The organism is Sphingobacteriales bacterium, assembly GCA_016711285.1.
In the GTDB taxonomy this organism is placed as follows: Bacteria; Bacteroidota; Bacteroidia; order Chitinophagales; family UBA2359; genus JADJTG01.
The window spans coordinates 68,814-85,622 of sequence record JADJTG010000002.1 but is presented as its reverse complement, the minus strand read 5'-3'; the positions used below and the strand labels follow the sequence as shown (position 1 = coordinate 85,622).

General features: G+C 43.0%; 7 protein-coding genes and 1 pseudogene. 6 read left to right on the top strand and 2 right to left on the bottom strand.

Going from position 1 to position 16,809, the window contains the following annotated elements:
- The first annotated feature begins 66 nt into the window (after window positions 1–66).
- From IPL35_00585 to IPL35_00575, 3 genes are all read left to right on the top strand, one after another.
- Window positions 67–1,482 (top strand): MBL fold metallo-hydrolase, encoded by a 1,416-nt coding sequence (locus IPL35_00585; protein ID MBK8441984.1) that lies wholly within the window; start codon window positions 67–69, stop codon window positions 1,480–1,482.
- Between the two features lie 200 nt (window positions 1,483–1,682).
- On the top strand, window positions 1,683–2,519 hold the full coding sequence (locus tag IPL35_00580; GenBank protein MBK8441983.1) for a methyltransferase domain-containing protein: 837 nt from the start codon (window positions 1,683–1,685) through the stop codon (window positions 2,517–2,519).
- An 80-nt stretch (window positions 2,520–2,599) separates the two neighbouring features.
- On the top strand, window positions 2,600–3,172 hold the full coding sequence (locus IPL35_00575) for a YeeE/YedE family protein (protein ID MBK8441982.1): 573 nt from the start codon (window positions 2,600–2,602) through the stop codon (window positions 3,170–3,172).
- Between the two features lie 113 nt (window positions 3,173–3,285).
- On the opposite strand, the gene IPL35_00570 is transcribed toward IPL35_00575, so the two are convergent.
- Complete coding sequence (locus IPL35_00570) at window positions 3,286–6,276, bottom strand: gliding motility-associated C-terminal domain-containing protein (GenBank protein MBK8441981.1); 2,991 nt, start codon at window positions 6,274–6,276, stop codon at window positions 3,286–3,288.
- A 508-nt stretch (window positions 6,277–6,784) separates the two neighbouring features.
- Here IPL35_00570 and IPL35_00565 point away from each other — a divergent pair.
- Window positions 6,785–7,474, top strand: coding sequence for a DNA alkylation repair protein (locus IPL35_00565; protein ID MBK8441980.1), 690 nt, complete (start codon window positions 6,785–6,787; stop codon window positions 7,472–7,474).
- Between the two features lie 14 nt (window positions 7,475–7,488).
- Here the strand turns inward: IPL35_00565 and IPL35_00560 are convergent.
- Window positions 7,489–8,266, bottom strand: a pseudogene (locus IPL35_00560) (enoyl-CoA hydratase/isomerase family protein).
- Window positions 8,267–8,514: 248 nt separating this feature from the next.
- Between IPL35_00560 and ruvA the strand changes: the two are divergent.
- Together ruvA and sprA are read left to right on the top strand one after the other, a co-directional pair.
- Entirely contained in the window at window positions 8,515–9,117 is a 603-nt protein-coding gene (ruvA, locus tag IPL35_00555) for a Holliday junction branch migration protein RuvA (protein MBK8441979.1), read from the top strand.
- A 103-nt stretch (window positions 9,118–9,220) separates the two neighbouring features.
- Entirely contained in the window at window positions 9,221–16,741 is a 7,521-nt protein-coding gene (sprA, locus tag IPL35_00550; protein MBK8441978.1) for a cell surface protein SprA, read from the top strand.
- Window positions 16,742–16,809: the final 68 nt, after the last annotated feature.

Here is a 16,809-nt window from a genome sequence, read left to right as displayed (position 1 = left end):
TACCATCATTTCAATTTAAAAAAAGATTACAAACTACATTATTAACTATTTCCATATTATACAAGTATGACAGTAGAACAAATTTATACCGGTTGTTTGGCACAAGGTGCTTATTACATTGTGTCCAACGGCGAAGCCGCCATCGTTGATCCTTTGCGCGAGGTGCAACCTTATTTGAACCGTTTAGAGCGCGACGGTGTGCGCCTGAAATACATTTTTGAAACCCATTTTCACGCCGATTTCGTGAGCGGGCACTTGGATTTGAGCCGCAAAACCGGCGCACCCATCGTTTATGGTCCTACCGCCGTTCCTGCTTTTGATGCCATCATTGCCACAGACGGACAGGTTTTTGACCTCGGAAACGTGAAAATAAAAGTGTTGCATACCCCCGGTCACACGATGGAAAGCAGTACCTTTTTGCTCATTGACGAAAACGGCAAAGACCACGCTATTTTTAGTGGTGATACACTCTTTTTGGGCGATGTGGGTCGCCCTGATTTGGCACAAAAAGCCGCCAATCTCACACAAGAGCAATTAGCAGGATTATTGTATGACAGTTTGATGAATAAAATAATGCCTTTGGCTGACGATGTTATCGTATATCCGGCGCACGGAGCAGGTAGTGCTTGCGGCAAAAATATGATGAAAGAAACCGTAGATACATTAGGACATCAAAAAGAAATGAACTACGCTCTCAATCAGCCCAACAAAGATGCTTTTATAGCAGCAGTGATTGAAGGACTTACACCGCCACCCGCCTATTTTGGTATGAATGTGGCTATGAACAAAGGCGGCTACACCAACTTTGATACGGTACTGTTGCAAGGTATGCGTGCGCTGAATGTAGAAGAATTTGAAGTAGCTGCCGAGCACGGCGATGCCCTCATTTTGGATACGCGCAACCAAAACGATTTTGCCAAAGGATTTATTCCTCAGTCTATCAATATCGGTTTAGACGGCGACTTTGCGCCTTGGGTAGGTGCTTTGATTATGGACGTAAAACAACCTTTGTTGTTGGTGACACCGGAAGGCAAAGAAGAAGAAACCATTACCCGCCTGAGCCGTATTGGTTTTGATAATGCGCTGGGCTACCTAAAAGGAGGTTTTGAGGCGTGGCAAGCTGCCCAAAAAGAAAGCGACACCATTGACCGCATTACGCCGCAACAATTTGCCGAGCGCGTAAAAATCGGCGAAAGCGTAGTAGTAGATGTACGCAAAGAAAGCGAATATGCCGCCGAACACATCGAAGAGGCATACAGCAAGCCTTTAGCCTACATCAACGACTGGATAAAAGACATCAACCCGCAACAACATTTCTTTTTGCATTGTGCCGGCGGCTACCGCAGTATGATAGCAGCGAGTATTTTGCAGGCACGCGGTTACCGCAACTTTACCGAAGTACAGGGTGGTTATAATGCCGTTGCCAAAGAAACTAATATTCCTACCACCGACTTTGTGTGCCAAAGTAAGGTGATGAAATAAAACATTGTCAGGTTGATTTATAGTTAAGAAAGATAGGTATTTCATTGATAAGAAAAGAAGAAGTCTCGTAAACAAAAAGGCTGCGAAGCAGTAATTTCTATTACACACTTGGCAGTCTTTTTTGTGTTGTAATGAGATGATAAATAATAGGCTTATTTTTGTGCTAATTATTATAGCATCTAAAAAAAATACTAATCATCATGAGCGAAATACAATGCTGTATTACCGACTGCAACAATCCTTTTGACCAACAATATTGGGATAATTTATGGCAGCAGCAACAAACCGGCTGGGATTTGGGCGCGGTATCGCCGCCTATCCAACATTTTATAGACGGCTACCCGCATAAAGATGCCGCTATCCTCATTCCGGGCTGCGGGGCTGCTTACGAAGCCGAATATCTGGCGCAACAGGGCTTTACGAATATCACTCTGTTGGATATTTCGCCTACGGCGGCAGCATTGTTGCAACAAAAATTTGTCGGTTTTCCGACGGTGCGCGTGTTGCAGGGCGATTTTTTTGCTCATACCGACACTTACGACCTCATCATTGAGCAAACTTTCTTTTGTGCATTGCCGCCAGTGATGCGGCAGCGATATGTGTGGCAAATGCACCGCCTTTTGAATAAAAACGGTTTGCTGGTGGGGCTTTGGTTTGACAGGGATTTTGAAAACAGCCCTCCTTTTGGCGGCAGTCGCGCCGAGTACGAGGCTTTATTTCAAGGGGCGTTTATACCGCAAAAATGGAATACTAGCGAACATTCCGTTAAAGCGCGGGCAACCTTTGAATTATGGGGCGAGTGGCGCAAAAACGACACCCTTTCCGTGCAATTATTTGAAATAAAAGGCATCACTTGTGTAGGCTGTAAAAATACGGTGAGCCAACATATCGCGGCACTATCGGGCGTACATTCGGTGAGTATGAGCAGTAATTTTTTGGATATACTCACTGTCAGCAATGCGCCGCTACCCATAACGCAGGTGCGCGAAAGTATCGCTTATGAACCCCAATACACAATAGAAGAAATAAGGTTTTAATACCACAACAAAATCGTTTTTTGTATTTTAAAAAGAAAGTAAATAAACATATAAAACTTGTTGATTTGCAACAGCAACTTATGACGACTCTATTAGAAATTATCCGCCAACCTTGGTCCTGGTATGTAGCAGGTCCCCTTATCGGGCTTATTGTACCTACTTTATTGCTCATCGGCAACAAATCTTTTGGTATCAGTTCATCTATGCGCCACATTTGTGCGGCTTGTTTGCCTGCCAATATTCCGTTTTTTCAGTACGACTGGAAAAAAGAAATATGGAATTTGTTTTTTGTAGCAGGTATTTTAATAGGTGGTTTTATCAGTATGCAATGGTTGTCCAATCCCGAAAGCATCATCATAGACCCGCGCTTGTCGGCAGAACTCAGCACTTATGGCATTACAAAAATTGAAGGATTAGTACCCGAACAATTATTTAATTGGAGCGATGTATGGACAGTGCGCGGTTTTATAATGACGGTAATCGGCGGCTTATTGGTAGGTTTTGGCACACGCTATGCCGGAGGTTGTACCAGCGGGCACGCTATTATGGGGCTTTCTACCTTGCAACTACCTTCTTTAATCGCCACTATTTGTTTTATGGTAGGCGGTTTTATCAGTGCCAATTATATCTTGCCTTTTATTCTTTCTTTATAAAAAATAGCACTTAATCTCGTTTTTATATTGTAAAAAAAGCGTCCCGCGATGAGCAGAGACGCTTTTTTTTATTTAAAAATCAATAAAAAAATACACTTCAACCGAATTATTTATTATCGCTGTAATTCTATCATTCCTGAGAAACGCTCTTTTTTACCATTCATTATATATTCTACCACATAGAAATAAGTGCCTTCGGCAACAACTTCCCCTTTATTTTGCAAAGTACCGTTCCACGAAAGCGAATGTTGATTGGCGATTTCGTCTTCTTCCAATATAACTTTTCCGAAGCGGTCGAATACAATCCATTTTACTGCTTGCATAGCAGGTACAGTATTGATAAAGAAGCGGTCATTTGCGCCGTCACCATTAGGCGAAAAACCGGTAGCTACTTGGCGTTGTATATCTTCTATCGGCGAAAAACCAATCACTTCATCGCGTACTTCAATACCCACTGCGGCACGGTGTACAACTTCGCCTTGCCGTGAAATGGAATAAGTAAAATAATCTTCGCCTATGAAGTCATTAGCGGGCTGATACACAAATTGCTGGTTGGCATTAAATTCCAAAGTACCGTGCTGTGGCATCGTGAAATAAGCAACGAAAGTGCCTTCGGGCATTGCATCGTTAGCAAATACATCTAATACGGCAGGAGCATTTTTATATATACTCAAATGGTCGTCGGCAGGCATTGCTCCCAATTTTGGGCAGTCGCCGATGCTGATATACACAAAGTTAGAGGCACATTCGCCGGCGGTGTTGCAACTGATAATTTCGAGTGTATCTACCGAAGCAGTAGTATTTTCGGGAACGGTATATAAAATGCAGCCACTTGGCAACAATTGAGTGCTTGCACCGATAACACTGATAATTTGGCTCACCGAAGCGTCTTCAATTTCGCATACTTGCGGGCATACTACAGCTGTTTCGCCGGGTTCTAAACATACTTCACTGGGCAAACTACATATTTCGGTTTGGTTCAATACAGTAATGGTTACTAAAGCTACATCACAAACACCGGTATTGGTGCAGCAAACGGTATATTCAAAAGTGGCGACTCCCGTAAAATTGAAACTCGGCGAATAAATCACCAAATTATTAAGAATAACCGCCGAACCCGAACTGGGGGTGCTGATATTGGTAATCACCGCCGAACCGCAGTCAGCAGGCAATAAATCATTTGCCAATACATTGATACCGATAGAAATATTGTAAGGCGTTTGTACAAAATCATCTACCGCAAAAATAAATGAGCCGTCACAATTACCGATTTGAATATCCAAAGCAATGGTTTGAGTAGTACCTGTATTGTCGGTAGCAGTGAGCGTAAGCACATCGTTGGTGAGGGTAGTAGCCAAAGGCGCATACAACAAGCAATTGTTTTGAATTTGTACCACTGCACCCAAGGCACTGTGAATAGAGTTATAAGTAAAATTGTCGGTTAAATCGCAAAAAGTAGGACAAATAGCGATGGAATGACCAATTTCTACACAATAATCATTAGGCTCGGAGCAGGGATTTGGCAAACAAGGAACATCAAAAGAAACGGTTTGTGAGCAGCCTGCTCCATAGTGCAATGTAGCCTCATAGCTGCCGCATACCAAACCCGTAAAATGAACCGTATTGTTATTGATGGTAGTAGTGGCATAAGGATAATTAAAATCCACACTGTATTGCGAAATACCCGTCGGCAAATCTACTGTGAGCGTAGCCGTACCATTGTAAGTACCGATAATTGTACCTTGAGTGGTAATTTGTGTGTCGGCATTGCAATCTTCTTGTAAACAAGGAATATATACTACTACATTTTGGCTGCAACCGTTGCCGAAATTTACAGTGAGTGTGCGCGAACCACAGCACAAGCCGCTCAATGACAGAGTATTGCCGTTTTGTGTAACAGCGCCGCCTTCGGAGTAATTATAGGTATAGGTGCTTACACCTTCGGGTAAGGTTAAAGTCACTTGCGCGCTGCCATTGCAAGCAGCAGTGGGCGTACCGATTGTATTTAATGTGTTAAACGTCAAATTACAGGAAGTCTGGCAAGCGGTATAAAAAGAGATGTCTTTGGTACAATTGCCGTATTGTACCTGAATACTATGGCTGCCGCAGCATAATCCGCTCAACGACAACACATTTCCATTTTTAGATACTGTTCCGCTTTCATTGAAAGTATAGCTGTAATCGCCGCCGGAGGGCAAAGACAAGGTAACTTGGGCAGAAGCATTGCAAGTACCCACCGTTCCATCGTTGGTAGCAACGCTGTATGTAAAATCGCTGCCTCCGCTTGGCGCAATACTAAACGGAAACTGCTGCGAAGTTCCATCTTGATAATATACATAAAACGTGTAATTACCCGCACACAAACCGGTTACTGTCAAATTGCTGCCACTGGCACTCACATTGCCTGCCGAAGGCGACAACATATAGTTGAATGTGCCAAAAGCCGCCGGAACACTAAGGGTATAAGCTCCACTGCAAGGCGAGCAAAAATCTATGTTAATATCGCCGCGACTTTGTACCACCGCTGTTCCTTGTGCATCGTGCCCGACATAGGTAAACCAAGTGGACATACCATACTCTGTATTGAAGTCGTTGGCGGCAGTACCTACCTGAGTGGTATATTTATTACCATCAGTATCTTGTGTGAGATAAAGCTCCCAGCCATCAAAATAAGAACCTGCGCCACCAGTGAGGCGGCTTTTTTTGCCGTCATTGCCCGAGTCCATTGTATAATACGTCCAGTTCAAATAATTCAAACCGACATTGGAAGGGTCGCCTTTATAATGTGGCGGATTCGACATAGCTTCCCAAGTGGCATAGTCCATTTTATTTTTAAACCACACATCGGCTGCCCACATTTTGGAGGGGTCGTCTTTATTGACCAACACACCTGTCAAATGAGCAGTACCATCGGGAAATTCTTCAAATTTTCCCGAATTACTGTCAAAAAAATATTGTGGGCTTCCGGCAATATCTGCCAAATAAAAAGCGTGGTTATCAATGCCCGTATAAGCCTCTATACATTGCTCATTAGAGCAATTTTGCGCCCATACTACGGACTGCATCAGCGAAAGAATCGCAAAAAACAATACAAATTTTCTCATTATTTGTAACAATTTTAAAATAAATAATATCTACTTAGCTTAGAAAGAAAATCATGTGGGCAATAAATTTTAACCCACATGATATATCCTTCAGATAAATAAAGTAGTAGTTATTCAATCATAGTTCTGGTATGTTTCTAAGTAAGGTTGAAAACAAAGTTCAACGATTTATTTGGTATCAGCAACACTTAGTATTGGCACAAAATGTCTAAAAAGCACCATTTGTCTCTTTATCAATGAGTTATCATATTGATTTTATATAGTAAAATAAGGAAGATACTTATCATTTTATTTTAAAATCTCTTTAAATGATATAAATCACTTTTAGACAAAAGATGTCTGCTAATATATGTATAATTTTTATTTATTAAAGTATTATTTAAAAAAACAATAAAAAAAACTATAATGTTTTTTTACTGGCAACTAATTTACTTGAATATTTATTTGAAAATAAATGCCTGTTATTATAGTTTTGTCGTCAAACAATAATAAAAATATCTTTCTTGAGATGCCTGATTTTATAGATACTCCTTTGTCGGTTTTGGTACAAAACTACCATCTGCAGGCACAACCCGAAACAGCCATAGGTATGGCTAAATATATGAAAAATCATTTTCTGTTTTTGGGTATTACTTCGCCGCAAAGAGCCTCGTTGAATAAGACATACTTTGACCAATATGGCGTACCTTCGGCATCGGCAGCTTTGTCGGCGGCAGTGCAGCTATGGCAATTGCCGCAGCGTGAATTTCAATACTTGGCGGTAGATGTGATGAAAAAAGCCAAAAGTGCGCACTTGGAAGAAAGTATAGGAATTATAGAGCAACTTATTACAGAAAAATCGTGGTGGGACTCTGTTGATCACCTGTCGGGTGCGCTGATAGGCGATTATTTTAAACGCTATCCGCAGCATATAGAGCCGATAATACTGGAGCACTGGAACAAAAGCTCTAATATTTGGTTGCAGCGGGTTTCGCTTATTTTTCAATTGTCATACAAAGAAAAAACACATTATGAGGTGCTGGAAGAATGTATTGCGCATTGCCAATATTCAAAGGAGTTTTTTGTACAAAAAGCCATTGGTTGGGCATTGCGCAATGTAGCCCGCCACGACCCCGCTTTTGTGCGTGCTGTGGTTGCCAAATATCACCTTGCGCCTTTGAGCCGCCGCGAAGCCCTCAAACATATCGGCGAGATATAAGCGGTGAGAAAAATTTATTTACCTAAAAAAACAGGCGGGCGTTTTTCTAAAAAAGCCGTTACGCCTTCCTGATAATCATAAGTTTGTGCAGCCTGTGTCTGGAGGCGGTCTTCAAGCACCAATTGCTGCTCCAAATTTTGGGTAAGTGAAGCATTGAGAGCTGCTTTGGTAAATGCCAAAGCGCGGGTGGGCATTGCTGCGAGTTGTTCGGTAATGCTGCGAGTTTCGCTGTCAAAAGAGTCGTCTTCTGCTACTTTGTAAATCATTCCGAGCCGCTCCGCCTCCTGCGCACTTACGCGCTCGCCGAGCATCATAAAAGCAGCAGCTTTGGCAAAACCCACCAAACGCGGCAAAAAATAAGTGCCGCCACTGTCGGGTATCAAGCCGATTTTGCTGAACGCCTGTATGAAAGAAGCCGAGCGGCGTGCTATTACTATATCGCAAGCCAAAGCCAAATTAGCACCGGGCTCCGGCAGCTACGCCGTTTACGCCGCACACCACTGGTTTGGGCAATGCCCGCAAGCGGCTCACTATCGGGTTGTAATGCTCCTGCAAAATGGTGGGCAAAGGCACTTCATTGACCTCCGCCAAATCCTGCCCCGCACTGAAAGCCTTCCCGCTTCCTGTAATATATACCGCCCGTACAGCATCATTGGCAGCACATTCATCTAAGGCAGCTTGCAGGGCAAATGCCATTTCGCGGTTGAAACTGTTGAGTACTGCCGGACGATTCAGTGTGATGGCAGCATATTTTTTTTCTTCGTCAATGGTAAAAAGGAGCGTATCAGACATATTTTTTTGCAAAGAAATAATCAAAAATAAAAAAAAAATGAATGTACAAAATTACTGTTTTTTTTGTTATTACAACAATTTAAGCACATATTACCTACACGGCAAAAGAAGCGATAGCATAAAAAATAAAAAAGCAAGATGAAGAAAATAGAGAATAAATCAGCTTTTTATAAACTTATTGCCCAATACACACCATAATCTATGGTAGATTTTATACCTTTGCGGGTTAGAACGTTAATTAAAGTCGAGTGATTGCATATATAGAAGGAAAACTTGCCCACATTAGCCCTACTACCGCTATCATAGAATGTAGCGGTATAGGCTATACTTTGCATATCAGTTTATATACATACGAGAAAATACGCTCTGCCACCACTTGCCGCCTTTATGCACATTATTATATTAGTGCAGAGCAAATTCCAACGCTGTATGGTTTTGCTGATGAAGCGGAGCGTATGCTGTTTTTGGAGCTGACCTCTGTATCGGGGGTGGGTACGGCAACGGCGCGTATGATATTGTCCACCTACTCACCCGACGAGGTGCAGCGTGCCATTGTAGGCAATAACCTCAAAATGTTGCAAGCCGTGAAAGGGGTGGGACCCAAAGCCGCACAGCGTTTGGTATTAGAACTCAAAGACCGCCTTGCCAAAACTGCGCTGCCCGAAGAAAATAATTTTTCCGCCACACACAATACTTTTGCCGATGATGCGTTACAAGCATTATCCGCTCTTGGAATTTCTAAAAATCAGGCGGTTCGTGCAGTAAACAGAGCCTTGAAAGACAACCCTTCAGGCATTAACAGCGTACAAACATTAATAAAAGAAGCCCTTAAAATTGTAAGTAGTTTATAATAAGCGGCAAAATGTTATTTGTGTCGTGATGTATTTGTGGAAATAAAATAGATTTCAATTTTACCTGAGAATACCCTAAAAAGCTAAAACAACCGTCAATAACGTGCACTTTACTAAAAAAAGACCCTTTTGGCTCACTTTCTTGCCTATTTTTATAGCGGGCATTGCTATTGCTAATAATGAGCAAAGAAACTATTTATATGAATGGGTAGCTCCCGAAACGGAAAAAGAAAACAGAAGTATGGCACCTGCCGATACCAATGATTTATTGTTTCCGATAGAAGACCGCTACGAAAATTTTTTCTATGATGAAAATCAATGGGAAAATGAAAATTCCTTTGATTTGCAAGATCCGCCCGCCATTCAGCAGCAAGTAGAGTACAATCCAGAAACCAACTCCTACGAAGTAGAAGAAAACGTAGGTGGTTTGCCTTACCGTCCGGGAGCGGATATTCAGTTCAATGATTTTTTGGAGCAATCTAAAAACAAATCACTGTCGGATTATTGGCAAAACCCCAGCAACTCCCTCATTGAAGGCGACAATACAGGCGCGGGAGCAGGCTCTATTTTTGGCAACGGCTTATCCATGAAAAGCGGAGCTTTGGGGCGCGTGTTTGGCGAAGGTTGCGAAGTATCCATCAAACCTACCGGAAATATTGAAGTAGAGATGGGCTTTTCCAAGCAACGTTTGGAGAACCCCACTTTACCGGAGCGCGTGCGCAATCGTCCGGCGCAATTTATGTTTGACGAGAACATCAATATGAGTGCCACGGGCGATGTGTGCGGAAAAATAAAACTCACCACCAACTACAATACAAAATCCACTTTCAAATTCGACCGTCAAATCGGATTGGCATATACCGGCGATGAAGACGACATCATTCAACGCTTAGAAGCGGGCAATATCAACTTTCCTTTGCCCACCACGCTCATTCAGGGCAGCCAGTCGTTGATGGGCTTGAAGTCGGAACTGAAATTCGGGCGTCTGACGGTAAGAAATGTAATTTCACAACAAAACTCCAAACCCAATCAGCTTCGTATAGAAAACGGTGCTTTGGAGCGTGAATTTGAAATTTCTGGATATGATTACGAAGAAGACCGCAACTTTTTTCTCGCACATTATTTTCGCAACCACTTCAACGAAGCATTAGCTTATTTACCTTATATCAATTCGCGGGTAGAAATTACGGATATAGAAGTGTGGATAACGAACCGCAGTGGAGCTACCGAGCGCACCCGAGACATTGTGGCTTTTATGGAATTGGGCGAAAGCGACGTGCGTCCGCTTTGGAATCAGAATGCCATTCAGGTAACCCCCGGCTCCGAATTGCCGGGCAACTACGATGATCCCAAAGTTCCCGGCTACGACTATCAAGCCAACGACCTGCACCGCAAACTCATCGCCTCGCCGGTGGATATTCGCAAAATGGACAGAGCCGCCATTTATCTCGATGCACTCGGCTTGAAAGACGGCGACGACTATCGCATCGCCGAAGCACGTTTGTTGCAGCCCAACGAATACACTTTTGACCCCAAATTGGGTTTTATCTCCCTGAACGTAACCCCACAGGACAATGATATTGTGGCGGTTTCTTTTCGCTATCGCGACAATCTGACGGGAAAAGTATTTCAGGTGGGCGAACTCTCCACCGACATCACGCCCAATTCCAGCAATACATCTTCCACCGAAAACGGACGTGAAAAGCTCATTTTTGCCAAAATGCTCAAAAATGTACAGCAAAAACCCTCCTTGCCGATTTGGGATTTGATGATGAAAAATATATATCGTTTGGGTACTTTTGGCTTAAGTAAAGAAGATTTTCAATTAAATGTATATTATGAAAATCCGGGCAAAGGAACTACGCGCTATTTGTCGGAAGGTAGTTCCACTGAAAAACGCTCCTTGATTAATTTACTCAATTTAGACCGCCTCAATTTACAAAACGACCCCTATCCCGATGGTATTTTTGACTTTATCGACAACATCACCATTTTTACCCGCAATGGTCGTTTGATGTTTCCGGTGATAGAGCCTTTCGGAGCGGATTTACGCACTAAATTTACCGAAAATGAACAGGAAATAGCCGAAAAATACGCATTTGAACAATTATACGTTGATACCAAAATACGCGCTTTGCAAGTGCCCGAAAAAAATCGTTTTGTGATAAAAGGTTCTTATAAATCTTCACAGAGCAATGAATTTACGGTGGGTGCATTTAATTTGCCGCCCGGCTCTATTAAAGTTACTTCGGGCGGTCTCACTTTGACGGAAGGTGTGGATTATACGGTCAATTACAGTTTGGGACGTGTCACGATTATCAATCAGGCTTATCTCAACTCTGCCTTGCCGATAAATATTTCTTTTGAAGACAATACTTTGTTTGGTATTCAGACCAAAACCTTTGCGGGTACGCGTTTAGATTATTGGATTAATAAAGATTTCACGCTCGGAGCTACACATGTTTGGTTGTCGGAGCGACCTTTTACCCCCAAAACCAACTACGGCGACGACCCCATCTCCAACCAAATGGTGGGTTTTGATATGAATTATTTTGCCGAAACGCCCTGGCTCACAAAAGCCCTCGATAAATTGCCACTTATCAGCACCAAAGAACCTTCGAGTGTGAAGATGTACGGCGAGGTGGCGCGTTTTATTCCGGGACACGCCCGCGCCATCGGCAAAGAAGGCACGGTATTTATTGACGACTTTGAAGGCTCGGCAAATGCGATTTCGATGGAATTTCCGCTGACGCGCTGGACGCTGGCAGCCACGCCGCGCACGACCAACAACAGATTTCCCGAAGCCGAACGCCTCAACGACCGTTCTTACGGCTACAACCGCGCTTTATTCAACTGGTACTCCATTGAGCAGGGCAATTTGCAAGGTACAGGCTTTGGCAACAATGTACAGGCAGATGATATTCCGGCTGCGGATAAAGTTTCGCCGTTTTATCGCCGTATCAACATCACCGATTTGTTTCCCACACGTCAGGTGAATGCACAACAGGCTTCTTATTTACGCACTTTAAACTTAGCCTTCTTTCCTCAAAAACGTGGACCCTACAATTTTGACACCGCACCTTCCGATGTGTCGGCGGGTTTAGATGGAGACGGTTTATTGCTTGACCCTGCCAGTCGCTGGGGAGGCATGCAACGCGCTTTGGACATCACCGACTTTGAGCAAGCCAATGTGGAATTTATAGAATTTTGGATGTTAGACCCTTTTATTGAAAAACCGGATAATTCGGGTGAGTTGTATTTGAATCTGGGAAATGTTTCGGAAGATATTTTGAAAGATGCAGGTCGTCCTTTTGCCGAAAACGCTTTGCCACGTCCGGGTGGTGTGGCTTATGTGGATACCACTGCTTGGGCACGCCGTCCTTTGAACAGCCCCATCACCAATTTCTTTGACAACGAATTGTCGGTGCGCACTGCGCAGGACGTAGGTTTTGACGGGGTAGATAATAATGGCGAAAACGCATTATTCGCCGACTATTTGAGTGCGGTGCAAAGCATTGTCACCAACCCTGATGCCCGTGCCATTATTTTAGGCGATCCCTCGAATGACGACTTTTACCATTTTTCCGATGACAACCACTATGTCGGTACAGTAGCGATGGCAGAGCGTTATTCGCATTTTAACCACCAGCAAGGAAATGCGGCAGAATCGCAGGGGCAACAAATCAATTCTTCCACCAATTTGCCCGATGCAGAAGATTTAAACAACGACAACTCTTTGCAACTGAGCGAAGAATATTTTGAATATAAAATTAATTTGAGCAAAGAAAGCCTTGAAGACGGCGCAGCCAATAACAGCAATTTTATTATCGGCAAAAGGGTAGTAAATGAAGGAACAAGCAATGCCCAAACGTGGTATCAGTTCCGTGTTCCTATTTATAATTATACGGATAAATACGGCAGCATTGAAAATTTTCGCGCCATACAATTTATGCGCGTATATTTAACCGGCTTTGAAGATACGGTGGTTTGTCGTATGACAGAATTTAATTTGGTGCGCAATCAATGGCGTAAATATCTGACATCATTGGTAGAAGAAGGTGAGTATTTGCCAGATGATAACGGACAATTCAGCGAATTTAACCTGGGTTCGGTGGGTATTGAAGAAAGTTCGGCGCGTGTACCTATTCCATATTTGTTGCCGCCGGGTGTAGAGCGCGAACAATTTTTTAATCAAAGTACTACGCCTTTGCGCCAAAATGAGCAGTCTTTATCGGTTCAAGTGTGCGATATACCCGATGGCTATGCGCGTGCCGCTTTCAAAACGGAGCGTTTTGACATGCGCTTTTTCAAACGCCTGCGTATGTTTATCCACGCCGAAGAGCGCAACGGACAAACCCTCAAAGACGGCGATATTACGGCATTTATCCGCATTGGTAACGACTTTACCGAAAACTATTACGAGTACGAAATTCCTTTAAAAATTACGCGCCTCATCGCCGATGGCACGCCCTTAGACCAACGCCGCCAACTCACTTGGCCTACCGAAAATAATTTGGATATTAATTTAGATGATTTGGTAGATGTGAAAAAACGCCGTAATTATCAAGACTTTATCCCGCGCGACAGTTGGCTGCGCCCCTATACCGAAATAGACGACAAAGGCAATAAAATTACGGTGGTAGGCAGCCCCGACATCGGGAAAGCAAAAGTAATAATGCTCGGTGTGCGCAACCCCAAACAAAAAGAACTCGGCAGCAGCGATGATGGTTTTTCAAAATGTGCGGAGATGTGGTTTAATGAATTGCGCCTGTCGGATTTTGACGAAAGCGGCGGCTGGGCGGCGATAGCAAGTGCCAATGCCAAATTGGCTGATTTGGGTTCGGTAGCTGTGACAGGAAATATGCACACACCGGGTTTTGGTTCGCTGGAACAAAAAGTGACACAGCGCACCCGCGACACCTATTATCAGTATGATGTCACTTCTAATCTGAATTTAGATAAATTGCTGCCCAAAAGCTGGGGCTTGGTAATACCGATGTATGCCGGTGTTTCAGAATCTATCAGCAATCCGAAGTACGACCCCTACGATACCGATGTAGAAATGGAGGACAAATTGGATATGGTAAAATTGAAAAAAGGAGAAGAATATGCCGATTCCATCAAAAAAGTAGCACAAACCTACGAGTCGGTGAAAAGCCTGAACTTTACCAACGTGCGCAAAGTGAAAACAGCCGGTGGCAACAAACCCGCCGCCAACCCTGTGCCGGCAGCAGGTGCGGGAGCACTACCACCACCGGTCAATAATAAACCTGCCAAGCCACATTTTTACGACATAGAGAATTGGAATCTTACTTACATTTATACCGAAAAAGACCGCCGCGACCCGATTGTTGAAATAGAAAACGACAAGCAGCATACAGGTATTTTGGCATATACTTTTCCGGGTAAGGCAACATACATTCAACCATTTAATAAAATCATCACCTCTAAGAACAAATATCTGGCAATTATCAAAGACATTAATTTCAACTTAGTGCCTTCTAATGTATCCTTCCGCAACAAAGTGGACAGGTCTATTTTTAAGATAAAAATGCGAAATTTAGAAAATGACGGCTTTGAAGCACCCACTTCTTATAATAAAGATTTTATCTGGACGCGCGAATACGGTTTAAAACACAACCTGACTAAATCTATTACGCTGGATTTTAATGCTATGAACCGCTCGCGCATTGATGAGCCGATGGACTCGCTGACGGGAGCATTGATACCCACCCCCAATAAAGAACAGCGAAAAGTGTTTTATGATAACATAAAAACGGGCGGTCGTGATTTGGATTATAACCACAATGCCTCCTTATCGTATAACGTGCCTTTGAATAAATTCCCGATTTTGGACTGGATAACCTTGCGCACCCGCTTAGATGCGGACTTCACATGGACAACCGCCCCGCGCCCACCGCGTAAGTTGGTGTATCCGTTTAGCACTTTGGATTCCTTGAGCAATGGTAATTTTATTCAAAACGGACGCAGCGAACAAATCAATGCCGAATTTAATGTGCGCAAATTTGTGACCAAGATTAAATATTTTGACCGTTTGTACAACGCAAAATCTACCAATACTCCGCCAAAAGATAAAAATAAAGACAAAAAAGATAAAGATGCCAAAGAAGAGGAAAAAGATAAGGATAAAAAAGAAAAGAAAAGTGTGGCAGCAGCACCATCTTTGGCAGAAAAAATATTCCTGAAACCCCTATTCAGTTTAAATCGTGTGGCAATTACTTATAATCGCAAACGCAGCACGCAAATAGCGGGTTTTGGCTTTATCGGCGAAAATCGTCCCGACGTATTGGGGCAAAATTTGAGTGTGCAAGCTCCGGGCTGGGATTTTGTAAGCGGTTGGCAGCCCGACACTTCATGGTTGAGCGATATTGCCGAAAAAGGTTGGATTATTGACAATAAATTACTGAATCAGGAGTTTCGGCAAACCTACGAAAGACGTTTGGAAGCAAGAGCCGCATTTGAACCTTTCCGCGATTTTAAAATTGATTTGATTTGGAACAAAACCTATCGCGACACTTATAATGAGTTGTTTAAAATGAACGAAGAAGACCGTTTTGCGCACCTCACTCCGCGAAAAACCGGAAATTATTCGGTTACATTTTTGCCCATCAATACCACCTTCGACAAATTAGACACCGCACGCATTTCAGAAACCTTTAAACAATTTGAAATCAACCGGAAAATTATTTCGCAACGTTTGCAAGCCATTAACCCCGAATCGCAGGGCGAAATTTATTTTAATCCTTTGGACAGCTTGTATAATTCCGACTATGCAAAAGGCTATGGTCCTTTTTCGCAGGAAGTAATTATTCCGGCATTTTTGGCGGCATATACCAAGCAAGATGCCAATAAAGTTTCTATCAACAATGCCCTGAATGTATTGCCGCGCCCGAACTGGACTTTGCAGTACAATGGTTTGGCAAAATTGCCCAAACTGCGTGATATATTCACCACTATCAATATCGGACACAGTTATTCGGCAACTTACACAGTCAATACTTTTACCTCTAATTTGTATTTTGAAGGGCAGGTTTTTGAATACGACCCGAATTATATTGCACCGGTGGTAATAGATACGATGAGCGGAAACTTTCAGGTACAATATCGTATTCCCGACTTGACGGTCAATGAGCAATTCAGCCCTTTATTGGGTAGAGAGGCAACAATGAAAAATGGATTTACCGGAAAATTTGAATATAAAAAACAACGCAGTATCTCCTTGTTGTTTGTGGACAGGCAACTGAGCGAAATGCGCACTTCAGAAATTACGGTAGGAGCGGGTTATCGTTTTAAAGGATTAAAATTGCCGATAAAAAATCGCAGAGGCAATCCCGTTACACTCAAAAACGACATCAATGTGAAGATGGACTTTTCGGTACGCGACAGCCGCACTTTAAATTACCAACTTGACCAAAAAACGGCACAACCTACGGCGGGCAGCAAAACCATTCGTATTTCGCCGAGCGTGGATTATGTAGTGAACAACCGTATAAAAGTGGCTCTTTTCTACGACCGCACCCGCACCGTACCTTATACTTCGGCTTCCTTCCCGATTACCAACAGTCGTGGCGGTATCCGTATTACTTTCTCTTTGGCGAATTAAAAAAAGCTAAAAATAAATACCAAAAAAAGCGGGTTGTTTTTTTAAAAAAAACAACCCGCTTTTTTATC